Raw genomic sequence first — 22,415 nt, 5'->3', positions numbered from 1 at the left:
GCTCTGCTTGAGCTGTCGTGGCGAGGAACTGCTTTGGCATGACCGCATGCACCGCGCTCATGATGCGCTCTTCGACATCGAGCGCGAACTTCGTGGGTCGATCGTAATAGGTCATCGCGCCAGCACCTTCATAACCGCCTTCGTCCAGAACCCGACGCGATGGCACATAACACGGCACATCATTGGCGTAGCCGTTCACCCACATGCGGGAGCGATCAAACTCACGCTTGATGCGCAGCGAGTAGTCCACGGTGATTTCACCGGGCAGGAAAACCATCGCCATGTCATCACCAAAGCTCCAGCGCTGCACGAGGTAGGGGAGATGAGTGGGGATCGCCTCGTTGCGGTCGAGACGGGCGAGGTTCTTCTTCGCGTGATAGGCTATCGAAGCCGTCGTTGAGGCTGCGAGGGCTTCCCAGTCGGCGCGAGTTGGCAGTTTGTCATAGGCGAGATGAATCTCCTTTGCCTGGCACTTCAGCGCGCCGTTCACCGGCTTGAGTTCGCCCTGCGCGAGCCGTTTGGCTTCGGCCCCGAGGTCTTCGCCATATTGCTTCACGAGTTCCATGGTGCGACGCGGATTCGGATTTTGATCCGCGCCACAACCGAGCGCCGTGAGTGCAATGGCACCGGGAAACTCGCGTTGCAGGGCTTCTTGAGCGACACCCGCCCAATCGCCATGGATCTCATCGATGCCGATGGTGGTGCAATGGCAGGCGTAGCTGGTGAAAATGGCCCGCACCTTGCCGTCCGCGTCGGTGGCACGCAAAACGGGCAAATCATGGTCTATCGGCTTTAAAGGGAAGGCGCGACGATTGGCAGCGAAACCCACCCTTCCCACTCCCCAGGCCAGCGCGGCTGGTTTGCGATCCGCGAGCGCAGCCAGGGCGACTTTCTCGATGTGATCGGTCAATTCACGCGTGTAGCGCTCGATGGCCGGCAGGTGTTCCGCCGGGATGTCCATGCTGAAGATGTTTGGCAGAATGCCGATGAGCATGGGAGCGCAGTGGGTGTGGCTGGAGCAGATGGCAAAGCGCTCGTCCGTGACTTTCGATTGGGTCGCGAGCCGTTTCAGCACCTCCTCGCGCATGGCCGCAGGCACGCCGCAGTTGTCCACCGTGACAAGCACCGCCGGCCCTTCGGCATCACTTCCAATCGCCAGCGCTTTGGCAAAGATGCGTTGTGAGACGCCCGTGTTCGGCAAACGACGCCCCCCATAACCGCTGAGCCGCACCGGATAATCCGGCGTGATGTCCACCGAGGCCGCGCCGACCTCGCGCGTGGAGTCTGCCGCAAAACCAGCGAGTGGCAGAATGAGAAGTGCGAGGAGGATGGATTTCATGGGTGATGATCACAACGAGTGCGTATGAGATGGCCTTGCTATTGAAAGGGTGCCTATTTCTTCAAGACGATCCGTGCCGCGTGGATGTCGCCATACAGCTCACCGGTCGAACTTTTGATCTGTGCCCAGATGGCGCCAAGCGTGCCGTCGGGGAGTTCGGTCAGGGTGGGATAGCAGATGGACCAGCCGCCGACTTTTGTGGGGCGATCTGCGAGGAGTGTTGGCTCGCTCCACGTCGCGCCTTCGTCGCGGGAGGTGCGAATGAGCAGTGGAAAGCGCAGAGGCGTGGGGCCGGGATTGTAGGTGAGGACGAGTGTGCCATCGCGTGTGCAAAGCAGGTGCGAGGCGCTCGAGGTCCCGGTGAGGCCGGTCTTTTCAGCCGCGCTCCACGTTTCGCCTTTGTCGGCACTGATGGAACGCCAGAGCTGGCCGTCCTTTGTGCGCAGGATCATGTGGACCTTGCCGGACTTCACCTCCGCGATGGTCGGCTCGCCGCCCTGGCCTTCGGGATTGGCCACTGCTCCAAAGCGTGTCCATGTTTGGCCACCATCGCGTGATTTCATCACGCCACCGGCCTTGGTGCCGCGTGTGTGCAGCGGCACGAGCAGCTCGCCGGTGGTCAACGCGATGCCATTGGAGCGGGTGGTGTGGTTTGGCTGGTGGAGCTTCACCGGCGCGGTCCATGTCTGGGCCGAGTCGCTGCTGCGGCGGAAATAGATGTCGATCTGCGGATCGAAGCAGGAGAAGAACAAGAACGTCTCTTTGCCGGCGACGAAAAGTGCGGGATCAAAGTCGGCCCTGCCTGCGATGTCCTGCAAGACGGTCGCCTCGCCCCAGGTGCGGCCTTGATCCGATGAAAACGCCTGCACGATCCGCTGCGACTCCGCCCCCTCCGATGGCGACGAGAACCACGCGGCCATCAACCGGCCATCCGGCAGCAGCGCGAGGCTCGGCCCGAGATTGTAGCCCGAGGTATTCGCCGGGTCCTTCGGATCGGTGCTCGTGTGTTTGAAGATGACCGTGCGGTCGGTGATCTGGATCGCAGGTGCTTCCTGAGCGTGGAGTGACGCAAGTAGCAGGGGGGCAATGATTAAGAGTCGCTTCATGGGTTGAGTCATTGAATCCAAAACGAAAACAACCGCCCGTTCTGCACGGCAAACTCCAGGCGCATTGGCTGGCCCTTGTGGCCTGCGATCTTCGTCAGCTCGGGAATGGCGAGATCGGTTTCATCTCGTCCACTGATCGTGGTCTTTTGCTGCGAGACGCCGTTTTCATCGAGCAGGCTCACCGTGAGTGCGCCGAACTTGATCGCGGCATTCACATGCAGCGTGACGCCATCGTGAATGAACGGTTTCGTGCGCAGGATGCCGGGCTTGAAGCTGGCTTCCATGGCGACAAAGCGGTCGCGCTTGATGGTGGCGAGACCGAGCGCGCCGCGCGGTGACGGCATCGGGGGAAGGAGCTTTGGCTCGTCGTCAAACTTCCAGCGCGTGCCGTGGATTTGATTGCGGCCCGTGTAGTAGAAGCGGAGTTCATCGCCGACGACGATGGGATCTGCCACGGGCGGTGAGATCACGCCGCGGTCCCATTCGCCGAGTCCTCCCATCGCGAGGAAGGGCGAGCGATCACTGAGCCGCTGCCACGTTTTGTTGTCGCGACTGATGCCGAGCTGGATGGGCAGGGTGACGACGCTCGGGTCGTTGTGATACATGTGGACGAAGCCGATGTTCACGCCCTCGTAGGCCACGCGGCGCATGTCGTAGATCTCCGTCATCGTGCTGTCCTGCGCATCGCTCGCCAGCACGAGGTCGCCCTTCTCCGGCGTCCAATGGATGAAGTCCTCGCTCTCGCAGCGGATGACGGCGCGGCCCAGGTTGTATTGGAGATTCGGATCGGCGGCGTGCGCGGCTTTCTTCTCGGGTGCAATCACGCCAATGGTGCGACCATAGAGCACCCAGCGCTGGCGTTGCTCGTCGTAGTTGATGTGAAACGGCATGTCCACGGTGGCGCGAGTGACGGGTTCGTTGATCGGCGTCCAATGAATGCCGTCCGGGCTAAAGGCCACGCCCATGCCAGTGCAATGCCACGTGGGTTTCCCACTGGCCCGATCAATCCATAGATAGGCCATCTTGTAGCGGCGTTGCGGATCGGGATCGCGCTGGTCTTTGATCACACCGCTGGCGTGACCGAAAAATCTCCACCCAGCCTCGCGAGAGCGCAGGTAGTCGAGTTTCTCCGGTGGCGCGATTTTGGTGTCGATCTCAGCGGCGGTGAGAATGACGCGATTCGTCGGCTCCTTGTCGAACTCGGGGAACAACCGCATCAAGGGCCGCTCCCAGTGGATGCCATCCTTGCTGGTGAAGTAGAAGACGCCGATGCCGTAGCCATCGAGCCACGCTTTGAAGATTTTCTCGTCGTCATCATAGATTACGCTTGGCGCGACATAGCCCTCCGGTTCCCAGTCATGCTCCTTCACGAACAGCGGATTCGCCTCGTGCTTCCGCGCCTGCTGCACGCGCCGCGTGAGGTGCTCGGTGTTCGCAACGATGTGGTCATCGAGGAAAAGTTGGTGCGCTTTGCCGATGCGGCGCGGCTCCTGCGCATCGGCACCGTGAAGAAGGGGTAGCGAAGAAAGGAGCGAGAGGATCAGAAGGATGAGTGATTTCATGGGCGTGTGCGTTTTTGGTCCCTGCCACCGTCAAAATCCGGTCCGCCGCCTGCGACGTAACCGCCGCTACTGCCGCGCTCGTCGGAGGTGATCCAGAAGGCGTAAAGATCGCCTTCGGCGAGGTGGAAACGGAAGCGCACTGGCTTACCTGCTTGAGAGGCGAGGTTGCCTTTCCAGCTAACGCGGGCACGGGTGCTGTCTCCGTTGAACGCGGTGCATTCCGCAGCGGTGAGGCCGACGATGGGCTTCCCATCGGCATCGAGCACTTCGGTGCGCAGGCTGCCTTTGGCGTTCACAAAGAGATGCTTGCCGCTGAAACGCACCGGTTCCGTCGTGAGTGTGCCGGGACCGCGCATGGAGGCGAAACCATCGCGTCTCAGCTTGGCAATGCCGGTGGCACCGTTCGCGTAAAGGCCACCCCAGACGTAGTATTTCTCGGTGTTGGACGGATCACCGGCAAACGCGCCATACGGAAAGAGCAGTTCATCACCGACAATGAGGCATCCGCCGCCGACGGACGAGATGTAGCCGCGATCCCAACTACCAGACTTGCCCGTGCCACCGATGAAGGTTTCGCGATGCCGACTCCAATGGAATCCATCGCGGCTGAAGGCGACCTGCAAATCGGTGCGCTTCGGTTTGCCTTCGGCGGCACACTCGTCGTTCGTCGGGCCGCTCAGAATCTCGAACAAGCCGAGCATGAGGCTTTCATACGGTGTGGCGTCGATCTTGTAGATTTGCGCGAGCGTGGAATTGCCGAGTTCGATGGCTGCTGAACCCTGCTTCGTCGTTTCGCGAAGGTCGCTGGCCTGCTCGCTCATCCAGTAAACCGGCGTCCTTTCCTTCATCGCTTCACCAGCTACGGAGAAAAAGTCCTTCGTCTCCCAATACGCCCGCGCTCGTTCATAGCGTCCGTCGTCGTGCTTGATGTGAATGCGATGGCTGAAGACCCAGACCTTGCGGAAGGGATTGTAAAACATCGTGGTGTTGTCCTTCGAGTGCTTCGTCTGGCCGCGCAGGGTCCAATGAATGCCGTCGGGCGAGGCGAGCAGGAGGAGGCCGGGATGGTAGTTGTCGAGCTTCGTGCCGAGCGCACCACTGCGGCAGAACATCGTGGCCTTAAAGCGTTCGTCGGGCCTCGCTGCATCGTGATCGAGCCAGATGGACACCGTGTCGCGCCGCCAGTCGTCGTTGACCTTGAGCATGACCTTGTTCGTGCCGGGAAAGACATCGTACTCGGGCCGTTCCCACTGCAAACCATCGCGACTCACCGCTAGCGCGGTCGAATCATACCAGCCCGAGGAATACCAGAGCATGAAGCGCTTCGTCATCGGATCGTAAAAGCAACCATCGCTGAACGGCGCGGCCATCGGTGTGCGCGTGGTGCCGAGTTCCCACGGCTTCTCGGGCTTCAGCACGGGATTGTCCGCGAACTTCACCGGCTGATGCCACACGCGTTTCAAAGTCATCTCCGAGATGAGGAAATCATCGACAAACAATTGCCGGCCCAGGTCGATCTCGATCACCGCAGGCTTCGTTTTCAAATACGGCGGCTCCGGTGGATCGCCGGGCTTCGAGAACGTCTCCAGCGGCGGCTTACCTGCGTCCCCACCGATGCGCGGCGGCCACTCAACGGGAAGGACGATGCCGTTGGGCAGCGTTTCACCGCCGTGGACGAAACCTGAGAGGAGGAGGAATTGGATCAGGCGCTTCATGACAGCCATTTTTGAAACCAAGCCCACGCGTCCGCTTGGCGCTCGGCGTTGAACTCATGGGGGCGTTCTTCGATGATGCTCTTGAAATGATCGGGCGCGCCGACTTTGGCGTAGCATTTCGCCAGCTTCTCATGCGCCGCACGAACGCCGTCCGGCTCGAAGAGCGCATCCTGAATGCCATTGATGACCATGAGCGGCCTCGGCATCGCTAGCGAGGCGATGTCAGGATGATCCAGGTGGCGATAAATGCCGGGGATGAGCTTCGTGTGGCCGATGGTGCTGCGCACGTGCTTCGCGAGTTGATTCGGAAACGAACACATCCAACCACACACGACCGCCGCCTTGATGCGATCATCCAAGGCCGCGAGATAGGCGCTGCGCAGGCCGCCGACGCTGTGGCCCACGCAACCGATGCGCTGCGGGTCCACCTCGGGCCGCGTGATGAGATAGTCCACCGTGCGGATGTCGTCCCACGCGATGATGCCAGCCCATGTCGTGCCCGCGCTGAGCAGCGTGCGGCCCATGAGCTGCTCGCTGGCGCTGCTGCGTTGATTGAACTTCGTCACCGACTCGCTGCTGATGCTCGCGGGCCTTGTCTTCCACTCCTCGGGATCATCATTGAGCACCATGCGCCGCTCGCCCCAGAAGAACATGTCGATACTGATCACCACATAGCCTCGCCTCACCATCTCAGTGCCGATGGCCTTCTTTCCGTAGTAGTCCCGCATGTCGAGCAGCGTGGGATGCACGTTGTCACCCTCGATCTCCCGCTCGCGTCCCCACAGGTAGGCACCGCCATGCGAATGCAGTAGCACCACGGCAGGCGCTGGCCTCGTTGCCGCCTTCGGAATCAAGACCGTGGCTGGCACGCGAAATACCGGCGTGGTGTTGAATCGAATCTCCTCGCGAATGTAGTCGTCGCAGTCCTTGCGCGAGACGACCTCGGCCTGCGGGTCGCACTTTTCTGGCGAGTAATGCAGCAGTTCCAGCATCTTCGCGCGAGCATTCGCCTTCCACGCTGCGAGATCACGATGCTCTTCTTTGAGAAACGAAAGCGGCACCTCGCCCTGTGGCTTTAGTTTCTGAATGAAGACATCGAGCGTGCCGGTGTGCGACCCCGTCTTCGGCGGCGGAGGGCTCATCGAGTAACGAATCTCGGGCTTCGGCTCAGCAGCGGTCGCCTTCGATGAGATGGCAGCGGCACCGGCAACAGTGGCGATGAAATGGCGGCGTGTGTTCATGGTCGATGAGGGTTGGAGTGGTCCGCAGATTCCTCAAACTCAGTCGCCGTTGCGCCGATTTCGAGTTGCGCTCCATCCACCCAGATGGTTCCGGGTTCGCGGAGGCGGACTTCGTAGCTGGCTTCACTGACGTTGGCGGGGATGACACCGGTGATGGAGTAGCGTTGCCACTCGGTGCTGAGTTTGAGCGCAATGGCTTCGCCGTGCACTTTTTCGGCGTTCATCTTCATGCCACGCAGCCATGCATCGCGTCCGGGTTGATCGGCTTTGAGATAAACCGAGAGGGTGTAAGTCCGGGCGGCATCGCTCACGGGATCGCAGCGCAACATGAGTTGCTCGTAGCCGCTGTTGGTGATCTTGGTGAGTTGGATGCAGCGTTTACCAAAGCGGGCTCCGTCCTCGCGTATCGTCGCCCCGGGCGTCATGAGGCAGTAGTCGGCACAACCTGCGGCGGTGCTGTGTTCGAAGCTGGGATTGGGCAGCACGTTCTTGCGACCCTTTCTGAAGCCACCGGGGAGAAAGGGTTCCACTCTCATGAGGTCGGGCTTCAAGACGATCTGCTGCACGCGCAGTGAATGATCAACGGTGCCTTTCACATGCCAGGCGCGACACGCATAGGGCTCCAGGGTGTCGCTGAAGCCATGGTCTTTGATCTCCATGTCTTGCGTGCCGAACACTTCTCTCGCTGCGGTCATTTGATCGAAGGCTAAGCGACAACGCACGGGGTGATGACGAGCGTTGGCGGCCAGCAGGATGGTTTGCCCCTGATCGTTCTGGAAGATGCCGACGTGGACGTCTGGGTAGCGCTCGGCTTTCGGATCAAAGGGAGATTCAACAAAGCTGGGAACACACTCCAAAACATCCAGCACAGCGCGGTCGTAGCGGATGTCCGTCGATGGCTCCGGCCCTGCGATGAACGGTGTGAGCAGGCTAATCTCCTTGCCGATTTGCTGGCAGGTCTGCCAGTCGGCCTCACGCATGTTGCTGTAGGCGAAGGTAACGATGCCCGTGGCCCGATAAATGAGCGCGAGATAGGTCTGGCAGCGGATCTCGGCGGACGTCAGAGGTCGCTTATAGAGGCGGCTCCAACGCGGGCAGGCCAGGATTTGCCAAACCGGCTGTCGGGCGGCCTCGGCTCGTTGCCGGGTCAGCCACGCGACCTTGGCGACGTGATTCGGAGTGCTGCGAACTTCGTCTCCCGCGGGCGGATGCCAATAGGGATCGGTGACGAGAATGTCGCACCAGTTGGTGTAGTCCGTGCCTTCGGGGATGTGGCTGGAGTAGTTGACGATGATGGGATGATAGCCATCGGCTTGTCGCACGCGGGCAAAGTATTCCTGGCCAAACTTCACCTGGTTGAAGGCCTCCTTGGGCAGCGGCTCGTCCATGATGAAGTGCGCGGCGAGGTTCGGAGCGCGCTTCACGGCTTCGACTCCGGCAATCATGTGATCGAGGTTCTTGTGGAAGAACTCGCCGTAGATCGTCTCACGTTCAGGAAGCGAGACCGGCAGCGTCAGCACATTCTTGAGCTGGGTGAGGTTTTGCGAGTCCGTGATGCGCCGCACTTGTTTCAAAAGCTCGCCGTCAAAGCGAGCGTGCGCGTCCCAGTGGATCGGCTCCGCGCATTCGTCGGGGCAACTGACGAGTGCGAGACCATGTTTCGCGGCCAACCGCTGGTAGTTCGCCATGCCCTGTGGCGTGGTCTTGTTCCAAACGACAAAGGTATTGAATCCATGAGCGGCAAGCTGCTCGAACGCGGCTTCATCGTCGTCGCGCACGCCGGACATGATCATGCCAAAGGGCACAAACGGTTTGCCGTTGTTCAAGACCAGACGCCGGGCTTGATCGATCTTCCATTCCGCTTCCGGCTGCGGCGGCAGCTTCCGCAGGGGAAGCTTGAGTTCAAAGATCACCCGCTCGGCGCGCTGAAGCTGCAGCGTGATGGAGTCGCTCAGCGGAACCCTGAGCTGACCGCTGACAGGCACGGGAGAGACGCTTCCCAGTTCGCTTCCCTCCGACGAACGAGCCACCAGCTTCAGCCCTGCGCCCGGGTTGACTCGGTAGTAAATCACCGCCTCGACTTCGCTGGTGTAGTAGTTGCGATCCAGGAAGGCCGTGAGAGGTCGCCAGGCGCGGGTGTCCTCAATGACCTCGGTGCCAAGCACTTCATCCGTGGTGGCATCGAGCAAACTCAGCTCCGCTTGCTCGGGGCTGGGATCTTGCAAGGCGAGCTGGGTTTCGAGGATTTGCTTCGGCTCCAACGACAACACCTCTCCACGAGTTGTGCCCATCGCCAGGCGCACCTTAACCGCGGCAGCTCCATGATTTTGCAGGCTCACCCGAGCGGCCGACATCTCAGCACTCGCCTTGCTAAAGCCAACCAGCGGCACCTGACGAATCTCCAGCTCGGCAGGAAATCCAGCCACCGCACGAAACGCAGCCTGCTCATGAAAGCTGCTTTTCACCGGCGACCAACTGCTGCTCTCGCGCGACTCGCTGATGACCACGTTCTGTGAGTCAATCACCGGCACGCGCCGATTGCGCGCCAGGTTGAGCCGCAGGTCGTGAAATCCTCCGCCGGAGCGCAGCAGGGAAAGCGGCACCGCGATCTCTGCCGTCCAACCGCGTTCCGTGCGTCGAGTGGCCGAGCGCCAGGGCACGTCCCAATATTCCTTCACGTTCGGACCGGTGATGATCCGCTCGTCCCGCGCGCCACCGAAGCTCAGCGCATAATGGTAAAAGTAAGCAGGCTCCGTCACTCGCGGAGCAAGGAACACCTCGATCGACTCATCCTTCATCGCGCCCCGATCATGTCCCTTCACGGTGGGCTGTAAGAACTTCAGTGACTCGTGCCGGCATTCGATGCCGAGGTAAAGCCAGGCGTCATCGTGCGCGAGCCGGAACGTGGTCTCCTCCGTCTGCTTGCCCATTGGAAACACCGTGAAGTCGGACTGCGTGGAAGCCTGCGACCAGAACGACTCTTCCAACGCGCCATTGATGATCGCCGTGCCGCGCACCACCACGGCATCGGCCGCGCGAAGACCGGTGGTGAAGAGCAGAGCGAAGATAAAGAGGCGAATCATTGAGTGAGAAAAATAAGGTGCGACAAAGTGGATATTCATTTCGCTTTGAGATGCCGGTCGAGCAGTTCCTCGGCGGCAGCCTGAGCTTCTGCCGGGTAGCGGTGTCCCTGGCGGTGATTGAGCAAACGCACGTTGTCCCGCGCGCCCAGCACTTCATAGACCGGGCGGGCGGCTTCGATGAAGGCGGCGCTTTGATCGCTGTCGGCCGAATCGCCGGCGAGCAGGAGAAACGGCCGGGGCGCGATCAGTGCGAGGAGTTCATGGTGCTCGTGACTGAAGGCCGGCGTCCGGCTGCGCGGACCGAGATACCAGGGCGCATCCCAGTTGCTGAAGGTGAGTCCGATGCCGCCTTCGCTGAACACGGCGACCTTGAAGCGCGCGTCGAACGCGGCGGCGTAGAGCGCTTCCTTCGCGCCCAGCGAATGCCCCAAGCAGCCGATGTGCTCGTGGTCCACCAGTGGCAACGACTCCAGATAATCCGCCGCCCGGATGCCGTCCCATGTCATGCGCGCCATCCCTGTCCACGTCGGGTGACGTTCTTGGACGCGCTTCACCTGCTCGGCATAACCGGCGCCCTCATCGAAGATGAAGCAACGCGGGCACACCACCACGTAGCCGCGTTTCACGAGCTGCACACCGTGCATCAGTTCGGGCACGGAAGCATCCACACCCGCTGCCTGCTGGGCATGGGTCTTCACCGTCTGATGAAACACAACGACGCCGGGGAGCTTCCCGGTGGCGTTCTTTGGAATGAGCACGTAAGCATCCGTGAACACGCCTTCTTCGACCTGATACTTCACATGCTGCCGCGTGAACTCCGCGAGCGTCTCGGTGGTCAGCACCTCCACTTTCAATGGCGCGCGTTCCTTGGGAAACTCGCCAAGGAAGGTCTGCCATTCCGCACGCACAGCGTCGCGCCGTTTCATCCACGCCGGTGCGGAAGTGATAGGCTGCCCGCCCTCACCCACGAGCAGCGGCTGGAGCCGTTCGGCGGCGAACAAGCGGGGCGATCCGAACCCACACAAGGCAACAGCAGCGAGGAGAAGTGAGGTATAGCGTTGCATTTTTAGTTCTTAGTTTTTAGTTCTCGGTTGTGCAGTAAAGTGGTCCGCACAGTCCTCTGTGCGGAACGAACGTCCTCTAACACCGAACCGCACAGACGACTGTGCGGACCACTTTGACTGTGCGGACCACTTTGACTGTGCAGACCGTTTCATGGCTCCGCCTCCTCATTGCCCTCAAATCGCATCATCCACAGCGTGTCCTCGTCCTTCTCCAGCTTGCGCGTCGGCAGCGTGGGGAAGGGCTTCGGATAGCGGGCCACTCTGCTGATGCGCAGTTCATCCACGGCGGCATCGAGGACGTTGCCGAGCAGGGTGATGAACTCGCCTTTCGGCTCATCGATGGGCCAGGGGCGCGGCGGAAACTGTTTGTCGGCGTTGTCGGCTTCGAGGAAGCGACCGTGACCGGTGTCGAAGCGTGCCCAGCCGAGGGAGGGTTGGCCGTCGATGTAGAACTCGCTGATCCAGCCGCGCTTCGGGTCCGTGGTCCAGCTCACGGAGAGGTGATGCCAGCGCGATTGCACAACCGGCGAAAGGTTGAGCAATTGCTGCGGTGGATAGGGATAGGGCGCTGGTTTGGCCGAGGGCGGAGCTTTGATGGAACAGGTGGCATCGAAACGGAAGACATTGCCGGCGCGCGGGTCTTCGTCGTCGCCAGCGTAACGCTTCAGGGTGATGGGCCAGATGCCGCCCGCGATGAAGTATTTCTCCGAGTTCTCCGCGCCCATGCCGGTGCTTTGACGTGGCTGGAACCAAAACTCGAACGTGCCTTCACGGTAATCGATGTGCTCATACACGCCCTCGCTGAGCTTGTTGCCGCGTGGGATTTTCAGATTGCGGTTGCCGGAAATCAGCAACGCCTTCCCGGCAATGCCATCGACATAATCACCGGCGTTTGCGGTGACTGCACTGGCGGCGGCTTCGCGTGCGGGCATCTCCTCCAGGATGACGCGCGGCACGAAGTAGCGCCCTGCATCATGCTGCGCGAGCACCGGCGGGATGCCGCCGCGAAAAGCGACAAAGACGAGGCCGCTCGTTTTGATCGAAGCCATTTGATCGGCCGTGGTGCCTAGCAGATCGAGCCATTCGCCGCCTTTGACCTCCATGACTTTTCCGCCAACGGCGAGCGTGATGGTTTTGTTCGCGTAGATCGCTCCGGATTTGCCAGCAGGAATCTGGAAGTGCCACACGGGCGGCTCGTCGTGGATGGCTCGCAGGATGATGCCATCGCGTGCGACGAGCACGAGGCGTCTCGCATTGTTCTTGAAGACGTAGGGCACGTTCAGGAAACGATACTCACCCTCGACGGTCTCCGCGCCCAGTTCGAGCGAGGCATAGCCGCCACCGAGGCCCGGCGCTTCTTTGGTATAGTAATCCGTGTGACTGTCCCAATGCACCGGGCCGACATCGTAGTCGCGCACGGGCCGCCCGTAACCGGTGGGCGTCCACGTTACCTGCATGTCGTGGCCCACGCTGAAGCGCAGATCGAAGCGCAGGGGCTCATGACGATCCTTGGCAAAGTGAATCTCCACCGCGTGGCACTTCGGTCCGGTGTCGGCCTCGACGTAGTGCCCGCGCTGGCCTTCGGTGGCAGCGAGCAGGTCCATGCCATAGTAGGCGGTCTCCAGGAAGTTGAAGCTGTGATTGCCGCCCCGATGCGGCGAGCCGCGAATGCCCGAGACATTGCGCCGCTGGCCCTGCCCATCGTAATACTCGAAAAGCACGCGATTGAAACGCTCCTCCACCAGCTCCGCATAGCGGACGTTGCCCGTCATGCGCCAAGCGTGATTGGCAAAGTAGCCGCTCTGGTCCTGGTAACCAAAATCCACCGGCGGCACATCGCGCAGCCAGATGGGAAAGGCACGTTCGACGAGCGCCTTCTGCGTGGTGGCATTGCCGGTCGCTCGCCAGTCCATCAGCGCGCCGGCGATCTTGATGTGATACTTCTCCCATGCGCCAAAGTAGTCTGGGTCTGCCCAGCCGGTGCCGGTATCGAGGCGGATCATGCGCGAGCGGATTTTTTCGAGCGCGTCGAGATAGCGCTTGTCGCCCGTGTGCATGTAAAGCGGTCCCGCGAGCAGGAAAGGCTGCGCACCATCACTCGATGCGCCGATCTGCGGCAGCGCGTCGAAATCGAAGCGCTGCAAAAACGTCTCGCCGCTGCGCACGATGACTTCCTCGCTCCAGCGGTCGCCGGTGAGATAGCGATGCAGCAAAAAGCCCTCGGGATCGAAGCCCTGGTGCCCGTTGAGCAAACCGCCGCCAAAGCGGTCTTCCGTGCCGTTCCAGTAATGCGGATTGTCCTCCGAGCCATTCAAGCCGACACGCGAACCGAGGCTGCGATTTTTGCCCGCCACATGCGCGAACTTAAAGTCCGACAGGTGTCGATGCAGCGCCGCTGTGTAGTCGAGATACATGCGCTCGCCGCTGCGTGCGAAAGCCCGCCACAGCGCCGTCTGCGCATGATACATGTGGTCCGCATAACGGTAGTTCAGCCGCGGCATCTCATCGCCCGGCAGGCCGCCGTAGTTGTCATACGTGTGCATGCCCGCGCCGTAATCGAGAAAGCCGTAGTCGCCCCAGCGCCGCTCCCCGCCGACGACATACGTCTCCACCGCATCACGCAGGAATTTCTCCAGCTTGCCGAAGCGCTGCGGATCATAGGGATGGATAAAGCCCAGCGCCTCCGTCTTGCGCATCCACTGCGGGTCCTGCACGCACACGGGCGACTGCGAGCACAGCGCACCGATGCCCGCGGCATCCTTCGCGGTGCTCGCATCAAAGAAATGCAGCCACAAGTCATGCGTCCGCGCCGAGCCCTGCGCATTCGTGTCTTTCGCCTGCATCGCCGCCACCCCGCCGGGATGCTTTTTTGCGACCCAATCACGGCCCCAGTAATCTACCAACTCCGCGGCCCGATAATCCAGCATCCGCCGGCCCCGCGATGACCACAGGTGCGCAACGATGGCATCGGGCGTGACCTCGAACTCCTTCGGGAACAACTTCGCCGCATTCGGCATGGCGATGAGCGCACCGCCTGCATTTGTTTCAGCGGCGGCGTAGCTCCCAATCGCCACGGGCTTCTCGGGTGTGCCCACCGCCGTCATCTTGAACTCCACATGCGGCAGCTTCACCTCACGCTTGCTCGTCTTCTGTCCGTGATGCCAGTAATCGCTCTGCAACATGTAGGCCGACTCTCCGGCGACCAGCGTGTCAGAAATCGGCGTATCATCAGCTCCTTCATCAGCATCAAACATCACCCGCCGCTGCGCCGCCTTCACCAACGGCACCTTCACCGCGATGTCAGCGAACTGCGTCTTATTTGTGTCCTCGGTGACGATGAATGAATGCTGCATCTTCACCGTCGCGCTGCCAGCCAGGAACTCTAGCCGCACCACATACTTCGCCAGTGTCTCGTCCGCCGCCGTCTTCAGCAAACCCTCGCGCCGCACGACGACGAAGTTGCCGCCCTGATACTCGATCTTGGGCACATCGCTTTTCAACTCATCCGCCACACGTCCTGCCTGATCCTTCACCGTCAGACACGCACTTCCTCCAGGCGCGATCACACTCTGACCAATCATCACCCGACCCAGCAGAGCCCCACTCTTTGGCAGCTCAAACTTCGCAGCGCCCGTGTCGATAAGAATGGCATCCGCCCCATCCTTCACGATCACACCCGCCTTCGTTGTCGCTGGCACTGCCGTTGCGAAATACGCCACGCCACGCTTCGCCATGAAGTGCAGCCCCACCCACTTCAGCGAGCCATCCGGTTGCCAACGGGCCAGCGGCTCAGCCTCTGCCGCCACCGCCTGCCCCGCAGCATCGACGACGCTGATCTGCGCGGTCTCGTTGATGGTTCCCTTGGGACAAGAGAACCCGCAATAAACAGGAAAGGCGACATCAGCCTTCACAGGCCAGTCGATCAGTAAAGGAATGCGATTCTGGGCCTGAACGCTGAGCGCTGGCAGCAGGCAGAGGAGAGACGCGATGTAATGGTAAAGTGGTTTCATGGTTGGAGTGTTGGGTCATGGTTTCAGCCACTCATCCCGATGAGCGGCGACGAAGTCGTCGTCGTGGAGATGCGGGTAGGCGCGATAGACGCGGTCAATCTCAGCGGGTTGTCCGGGGCTCAGCGTTTCGCACTCATCGAGGCACCAGACACCTTCGAGCAGGCCCTGGCGTCGCAGGACTTCGTGCAGACCGGCGATGCAGCCGCGGAAGCCGTTCGCGGCATCAAAAAAGGCGGCGTTGCTGTCGGTGACTTCGACGCCAAGTCGCAGCAGGTCCGGCGTGGCAGCGGCGTTGCGGCAGAGCTTGTGCAACTCGACCGCGCGATTCGTCCACACCGACCAATGACCGAGCAGGCCACCCACAATGCGGCGCTCTTTACCCTTAATGCGGAGCGGTGTCAGGAAGTCGGCGACGATGTTGTCGTCATTGCCCGTGTAGAGCGCGATGTCATCGCGTCCGGCTCCGATCACCGCACGCACCACATCGAGCGTCTGGTAGCGGCTGAAGGGCGCGATCTTGATGGCGACGATGTTTTCGATCTCCGCGAACCGCCGCCAGAAGGCATAAGGCAGCACACGCCCGCCAATGCTGGGCTGGAGGTAGAAACCGATAACCGGAATGACCTCCGCCACGGCACGGCAGTGGGCGATCAACGCATCCTCATCGGCGTCACGCATCGCACCGAGACTCAGCAGTGCGGCGTGATAGCCGAGTCCATGCAGCAACTCCGCCTCAGTGACTGCCTGGGCGGTCACGCCGCACACCCCGCCGATGCGCACGAGGTGATTGGAGAAAGTAGTTTCGGCTTTAGCCGAATCCGATGCTGCTAAAGGCGCAGCAACATTCATCTCCTCAGCCGCAAGCTCCAGCACCGCCTTAAACAAGCCCACCCGCGCATCGCGAATCGCGAACTGCGTGGTGTGCACACCCACAGCCAACCCGCCTACGCCAGCAGCGATGTAGTAACGCGTCAGTGCCCGCTGCCGCCGCTCATCGAGTTTGCGCGACGATGCGAGCGCGAGCGGATGCGCGGGGATGGCGAGGCCCAAGTTGAGCTGTTGGCGAAAATCAAAAGCGTCCATCGTTCGTCTCGAAGTGGGTGGGTTTGCCAAGGGTCGCTCCGCCCTGCCGCTGCCATTGCGCGGTGGCCTCGATCATTTCGTCCAAGGACACCGTGGGCGGACCGAACAACTCATACGAGCGCGAGGCATCCCAAAGCCACGCCGCCTCGCCTTCCATGCCGGTGAAGACAGGTTCGCTCTCCAGCAACTCGCCAAAGCGCTGCCCCAACCAGCGAATCGACACGCGCTCGATGCCAGTGACATTCAGAGCGATTGATGGTGAAGCCGTGTGCGCGAGGCATTGAATCGCGCGTGCATTCGCATCGCCCTGCCAGATCACATTCGCCGCGCCCATCGTCAAATCCACCGGCAAGCCTTGCGCCACCTTCGAGGCGACATCACACAGCACACCGTAGCGAAGGTCGATGGCGTAGCAGAGCCGGAACATCAACGCGCGCGTGCCATGCTGCTTCGCAAAATGGGTGAACACCCTTTCACGTCCCACGCACGAGTTCGCATACTCACCCGGCGGTCCCAACACATCGTCTTCACGCGAGCCCGGCCCATCCACAGGCACCAGCGGATAAACGCAGCCGGTCGAAAACACTACGATGCGCGACTTCGCAAAACGCTCCGCCACGATGGCGGGCACGAGCGTGTTCATCACCCAGGTCAGTTCCGGTGCCTCGCTGGTGCCAAACTTTTGTCCGGCCATGAAGATCACATTCGGCACCTCCGGCAGCGCAGCCACCGCCGCACGATCCGTCAGGTCGCACGCGATCGTCTCCACGCCATGCCGCTGAAGCGATTGCGCCGCGCTCACCGAAGAAAACCGCGACACCGCTATCACCCTCCGCCGCTGCTGTCCGATCTCATTCAAGCCTCGCCGTACCATCCGCGCCAGTGTAGGTCCCATCTTGCCCCCAGCGCCAAGCACCACCACATCGCCGTCCAGCGCGCGCAGTGTGTCCAACACACCCTGAGTCGGGCGGCTCAAAGCTTCTTCGAGTTCATCAAAAGTTTGGATGTGATTCATGCAAATTGCGATGGCTGACGATATTCATTCGCGACTCAAACCCACCGCTCAAACCACTCCCAAGCATCCGCCTGGCGCTCGGCATTGAATTGATGTGGGGCATCTTCGATGATGCTCTTGAAGTGATCGGGCACGCCGGCCTTGGCATAGCACTGGGCGAGCTTTTCGTGCGCGGCGTGGACACCGGCGAGTTCGAAGAGCCGGTCTTGCGAGCCGTTGATGACCATGAGCGGCTTCGGCATCGCGAGGGATGCGATGTCGGGATGGTCCATGTGGTGATAGATACCTGGGATGATCTTGGTGAAGCCGATGCCGCGGATGTGGCCTTCGAGTTGATTTGGAAAGGAGCACATCCAACTGCTCACGACGGCCGCCTTGATGCGATCGTCCAGCGCGGCAAGATAGGAGCTACGCAGGCCGCCGACACTTTGGCCGACGCAGGCGATGCGATTCGGGTCCACGTCGGGCCGCGTGATGAGGTAGTCCACGGTGCGGATGTCGTCCCACGCGATGATTCCCGCCCAACTCACTCCGGCGCAATACAGGGTCTTCGCCATGATTTCCTCATCGCGATTGCAGCGGTTATGATAGGCCTTCAACTGCTCATCACTGAGCGTGAATGAGCGATCTTTCCACTCGGGCGGGTCATCGTCGAGCACCACGCGGCGCTCGCCCCAATAGAACATGTCGATGGAGATAACCACATAGCCGCGCCGCACCAGCTCGATGCCGTAGGCTTTGCCCCCGTAGCCAACGTCGCGCATTTGTCGGAGCGTCGGATGAATCGCATCGCTCGTCTCGACCTCGCGCTCGCGGCCCCACATGTAGTAGCCGCCGTGGGAATGCAGCGCGACGACGGCAGGCGCGGGGAACTCGGCGTTCTTTGGAATTAGGACGGTCGCGGGCACGCGAAACACCGGCGTGGTATTGAAGCGCATCTCCTCGCGGATGTAGTCGCCGCAGTCTTTGCGCGAGACGACCTCCGCGTTCGGGTCGCACTTCGCGGGCGCGTATTGTAGCAGCTCCAGCATCTTCGCACGGCCCTTGGCTTTCCATGCAGCGAGGTCGTGGTGATCGCGATGCAGAAACGACAACGGCAAATCCGGCCCGCCTTTGAGCTTCTGGATCACCGCATTCACAGATCCAAACTCCGGCCCGCTCCTTCCCGAGAGCGAGGTGTTGTTCTTCCGCGCAGCCTGCTGCTCCGCAGCGAGCACACCGATGGGCGATGAAGCCGCTGCGGATGAGGCCATGGTGGCGATGAATTGGCGGCGCGTGTTCATGGGGGCGAGGGTTCTACCTTTTGATCATGTCCGCGAACGCTTCGGGTTGCAGGCCCATGCCGCGTTTGATGACTTCAGGGTTCGTGGCGAAGAGGTCGGGGAAATCGAGCGGGACTTTGGTGTCCACGAACTGGTCGATGCAGAACTCGGGAACCTTGGCGGGGTCGAGGCGCTGGAAGATCGCGAACTGGGGATCGAGCACGACGGAGTCGGTGGGAGCGACGCGTTTTTTGTATTCGGGCAAGGTCATGCGCGTGTGGCCGAGGACCTTGCCGTCTTCCTTGAAGTTGAGGACCCAGTAGAGTGTGCGTTCGGTCTCGGGCGTGCGCAGGAAGTAGCAGTTGTTGCGATCCACGATGGTGTCCTGGTTGCCGAAGGACATGAAGTGGATGTTACTCTTCGCTTTGAAGGCGCTGCTGTCGCAGATGATGTTGCTGCTCAGCGTCGCGGGTGAGCCTAGCTTCACGGCCTCGATCATGTGGCTGATGAAGACGCAGTGTTCGACGCGAAAGCCAGGACAACTGCTCACCTCCAAGCCGTCTGAACCTCGTATCATCACGCAGTTCGACAAGAGAACGTCGCTGCTGTCTGCGCCCATGAGCAGGCCGCCGGAGTAGCCCGCGCCGCGTCCATCCCACAGCAGGCGGCGCAGCGTGATGTGGTTGCTTTGATTCACATTGATCACGCGTTGTGAGACGTTGCCCTGGCCGCCCATGCGGAAGTCACGAAAATAGAAACCATCCACCGCGATGTGGCTTTTGCCGTTGATGACGAACGCGGTCTCGATGCGTCTGCCGCTGCCATCAAGGATGACTTTCTCACCTGGGATGCTCTTGAACTGGATCGGGCGTGCTTCCGTGCCCGTGGTGCGCACGCGGACTTTTTCAATGTAAGTGCCGCCCGCGACCAACACGGTGTCTCCAGGCAGCGCCTGCGATGCCGCATGAGAGATGGAACGCCAGGCGCTCCCGCGCTCCAGGCCCGAGGCAGCGTCGCTGCCGTCGGTGGCGACATAGAGCGTGCGCGGCGCGGGATCGGCGGCCTTCGTCGTGAACGAGATGGCTTCATACTTCGGGTCAACCACTTCGCCCGGGCCCTGGGCATCCAGCGGGTAGATGAGCTTGGCCGAGGTGAGCTTAAAGTAATAGGTTGTGTTGGGCTTCAAGCCGGTGAGGCTGTAGGTGCGGAATGTATCCTCATCGTTGGTGACCTTGTAGCTGCCCTGGGTCTCACAGGCGGGAGTCTCACCCCACGCGATGCCGGACACCGAGCCGCGCGACATCTGCCACTCGACGTTTGCCGTGGTGGCGGTGACGGAGTGCAGCGTTGGTGCCGTCATGCTCAGCGTGTTCGACATCAGATCCTGGTGAATGCCGAGGCTCTTGCCCAAGGCTCCACCGCTGGCGAGTGCGATGCGATCCATCACTTCAGGAATGCCATCGCGCATCGCCAGGACGGGCTGCAACTCGCGAGCGTAGATGTCCTGCGATGTCTTCCACGCATCCGTCAGCGAGATCGCCTTGCCGCCTGCCATCCACGCTTTGCTGGCGTCGGCGTAGCTGTTGTAGTCGCTGTAGCGCAGCGCCGAAGCCACTTCTGCGGCACTGCGAAACGCCACCGCCGGGCCTTGCCGGTTGTCATAGACGTTGCTGCTCAGTTCCACGCCCGAGCAGCCCTCAAGCTGCACGCCGACGTGTGCAAAGCGCGTGAACTCGCTGTGAGTGATCGTCAATCCGTCGCACTGGCTCGCGTGCAATCCCTTGTCCTTCGCAAAGAAGCGGCAGTTGTTGAAGCGCACCTTCTCACTCGCGGTGACGCTGACGGTGCTGGCAAAGTTCAGCCGCTCAAACTCGATGCCGTGACTGCCCGCCACTTGGATCGCGCCCGGCATCAAGACGCGCGCCGTGCCACGGGCGCGCCATGAGATCGGCTCGGCACCCTCCTTGTCGCCCTTCAGGGTGACATCGCCATCATATACGCCCTGCTCAAAGTAAACAGTGTCGCCAGCGCGCAGCTCCCTCGCCGCTCGTGCCAGCGTCCTCCACGCGGCGTTCACCGAGAGACCATCGGCCGCATCGTCACCATCCGGCTTCACAAAAAAGACATTCGCCTGATACGGGAATGGCCCGCGATCACTTTTGTCGGGAGCACTGCCGCGCATCGTGGAAGTCGCTTGCAGGCGAAAATCGAAGTTGAGCGGGTCGGCGAACTCCTTGTCTCGTATCACGCGCTCGAAATTCAAGCGAATCGACGTGTCTGTGCCCGCCTTCACATCGTCCAAGTAGATGTTCTTGAAGCCAATGATCGAGCGCACTCCACCCCGACGCGAGGGCAGGTAACTCAGCGCCACGCATTCGCGCACGTCGGAGATTTCACCCATCTTCCCACCCTTGATGCCGAGATCGAGCACGTTGCCCCAGCCCAGTGATTTCTCGATCAGCCCGTAGCCTTCACCGCCATAAAGTCTCACCCCCACGCCGCATTTGTAGGCCACGCAGCGACGCAGCGTGTCATTGCGGACAGCAACGGCAACCACGCCCCCACATTCAAAACCATGCGGCGAATTGTTGCCATAGGCGATGCATTCTTCGATCAAGTTGCCGCCTTCCTTTTCGCTGCGCGTGAGGATACCACCGCCATTGAGGAAAGCCGTGCAGTGTCGGATCACACAATCCTTCGCCTCCTTGAACACGATGCCCCAGGTGCCCGACTCCGTGTGCCACGTCTGCATCACCGCCTTCTCAAACCCCCGCGCCGCGATGCCATCCAACACCACGCGTTTCGGCTGCTCCAGCATCAACCCATGTGCTCCCGCCACGGGAATGCTGTAGCGATGCTGATCCGCCGGCCGCAGGTCCGTGCTGGAGACATAGAGCTTCGCCGCCGCATCATAGAAGGAGCTGCCCGGCTGAAACTCCACCTCGGCCCGCGTGGCCTGGGCACCGAGCCGCTTCAGCGTGTCCACTTCATACACCGCCTGCACATCGCCTGTGAAATCCGCCACGAAAGTCTGCCGCGTCCCCGGCACCGGCTTGAACACCGGCGCATCCACATCCCCGCGCAGCAGCACCGTGCCCCGCATCTCCGCCCGAATGGTCGTCTCCTTCTCCGCACCGCCGAGCCCCTTCCTCGCGACCGCCTCCGCATACTCGCCGCGCCCGATGGAGAGCGTGTCTCCCGGCTGCAAAGCATCCACGCCCTTCTGAATCGTGAGGAACGCCGCCGCGCGGCTCGTGCCCGCATTCGAGTCGAGGCCTTGCTTGTTCACGAAGAACTCCGTGGCGTGAAGAGTGTTCGAGAGAAGGAGCAGAAGCAGTGTGATTTTCATGAGTCTTGATTGGGTGGCATTGAATGCGAAAGATGGAGCCTATTTTACGGCTGCCGCAGCCAGTCGAGGCTGATGCGCCGGATGCGCAGAGTGCCGAGATACGTGCCCAATTTGCTGTCACCGGCACAGTGACCGAGCAGCACGCTGTCGCCGACGAAGTGGATGGCCGTGTAGCAATACCAGCCATCGGGATCGCCCTCGATCAACTTGCGCACCGGCCACGTCTTGCCGCCATCACTGGAGATCGCTGCCACCAGCGGAGTGCGTTTGCCCTTCGGAAAGGGGAACCTGCCCGAATGGTCGTTGTAGAGCGCGAGCAGATCATTGCTGCCGGGAATGCGCCGGATGCTCGCTGGCGACACGGGCGATTGCAACTCCGTCGGCTCAGGCGGGGTCCACGTCTTGCCATCATCCGTGGAGCGGCATCCATGCTGAGCGCCCTGATCCGTGCGCGCCCAGGAAAAGAGCGAACCATCCGCGAGTTCGACGATGCCCGGCTCCTGCAAGCCCGTGCCGCTACGCATGGGCAAGGCCCACCAGCTTGCCGACTCCTGCCATGTCGTCCCATCGTCGTCTGAGTAGATCC

General features: G+C 61.3%; 13 protein-coding genes. All 13 read right to left on the bottom strand.

Annotated features, from left to right (window positions below; genetic code table 11):
- Window positions 1-1,339: neutral/alkaline non-lysosomal ceramidase N-terminal domain-containing protein (locus tag ACILSI_RS23875; RefSeq protein ID WP_395724434.1), on the bottom strand; the 1,339-nt coding region annotated here is incomplete at its 3' end.
- A gap of 53 nt (window positions 1,340-1,392) precedes the next feature.
- Entirely contained in the window at window positions 1,393-2,445 is a 1,053-nt protein-coding gene (locus ACILSI_RS23870; RefSeq protein WP_395724433.1) for a sialidase family protein, read from the bottom strand.
- Between the two features lie 8 nt (window positions 2,446-2,453).
- Complete coding sequence (locus ACILSI_RS23865; protein ID WP_395724432.1) at window positions 2,454-4,007, bottom strand: hypothetical protein; 1,554 nt, start codon at window positions 4,005-4,007, stop codon at window positions 2,454-2,456.
- Window positions 4,004-5,722, bottom strand: coding sequence for a glycosyl hydrolase family 32 (locus ACILSI_RS23860; protein WP_395724431.1), 1,719 nt, complete (start codon window positions 5,720-5,722; stop codon window positions 4,004-4,006). Before ACILSI_RS23860 ends, ACILSI_RS23865 begins: the two co-directional genes overlap by 4 nt.
- Window positions 5,719-6,963, bottom strand: a complete 1,245-nt coding sequence (locus ACILSI_RS23855) for a dienelactone hydrolase family protein (protein WP_395724430.1) — start codon at window positions 6,961-6,963, stop codon at window positions 5,719-5,721. The genes ACILSI_RS23860 and ACILSI_RS23855 overlap by 4 nt, the downstream gene beginning before the upstream one ends.
- Complete coding sequence (locus ACILSI_RS23850) at window positions 6,960-10,046, bottom strand: hypothetical protein (protein WP_395724429.1); 3,087 nt, start codon at window positions 10,044-10,046, stop codon at window positions 6,960-6,962. The genes ACILSI_RS23855 and ACILSI_RS23850 overlap by 4 nt, the downstream gene beginning before the upstream one ends.
- A gap of 35 nt (window positions 10,047-10,081) precedes the next feature.
- Window positions 10,082-11,110, bottom strand: coding sequence for a dienelactone hydrolase family protein (locus tag ACILSI_RS23845; protein ID WP_395724428.1), 1,029 nt, complete (start codon window positions 11,108-11,110; stop codon window positions 10,082-10,084).
- Window positions 11,111-11,259: 149 nt separating this feature from the next.
- Entirely contained in the window at window positions 11,260-15,120 is a 3,861-nt protein-coding gene (locus ACILSI_RS23840; RefSeq protein ID WP_395724427.1) for a hypothetical protein, read from the bottom strand.
- 15 nt (window positions 15,121-15,135) lie between these two features.
- Window positions 15,136-16,203, bottom strand: a complete 1,068-nt coding sequence (locus ACILSI_RS23835; protein ID WP_395724426.1) for a dihydrodipicolinate synthase family protein — start codon at window positions 16,201-16,203, stop codon at window positions 15,136-15,138.
- Window positions 16,190-17,218 carry an NAD-dependent epimerase/dehydratase family protein gene (locus ACILSI_RS23830; RefSeq protein ID WP_395724425.1) on the bottom strand — a complete coding sequence of 343 codons (1,029 nt, stop codon included), beginning with the start codon at window positions 17,216-17,218 and terminating at the stop codon, window positions 16,190-16,192. Before ACILSI_RS23830 ends, ACILSI_RS23835 begins: the two co-directional genes overlap by 14 nt.
- 35 nt (window positions 17,219-17,253) lie before the next feature.
- Window positions 17,254-18,501, bottom strand: coding sequence for an alpha/beta hydrolase family protein (locus tag ACILSI_RS23825; RefSeq protein WP_395724424.1), 1,248 nt, complete (start codon window positions 18,499-18,501; stop codon window positions 17,254-17,256).
- A gap of 13 nt (window positions 18,502-18,514) precedes the next feature.
- Window positions 18,515-21,829 carry a right-handed parallel beta-helix repeat-containing protein gene (locus ACILSI_RS23820; RefSeq protein WP_395724423.1) on the bottom strand — a complete coding sequence of 1,105 codons (3,315 nt, stop codon included), beginning with the start codon at window positions 21,827-21,829 and terminating at the stop codon, window positions 18,515-18,517.
- Window positions 21,830-21,873: 44 nt separating this feature from the next.
- Window positions 21,874-22,415, bottom strand: a 542-nt coding sequence (locus ACILSI_RS23815; protein ID WP_395724422.1) for a sialidase family protein, incomplete at its 5' end; no start/stop codon positions are given.

The sequence above is a fragment of the Prosthecobacter sp. genome, assembly GCF_044232965.1.
In the GTDB taxonomy this organism is placed as follows: Bacteria; Verrucomicrobiota; Verrucomicrobiia; order Verrucomicrobiales; family Verrucomicrobiaceae; genus Prosthecobacter.
The sequence above is the reverse complement of the archived record's forward strand: the minus strand, read 5'-3'. Positions and strand labels throughout refer to the sequence as shown.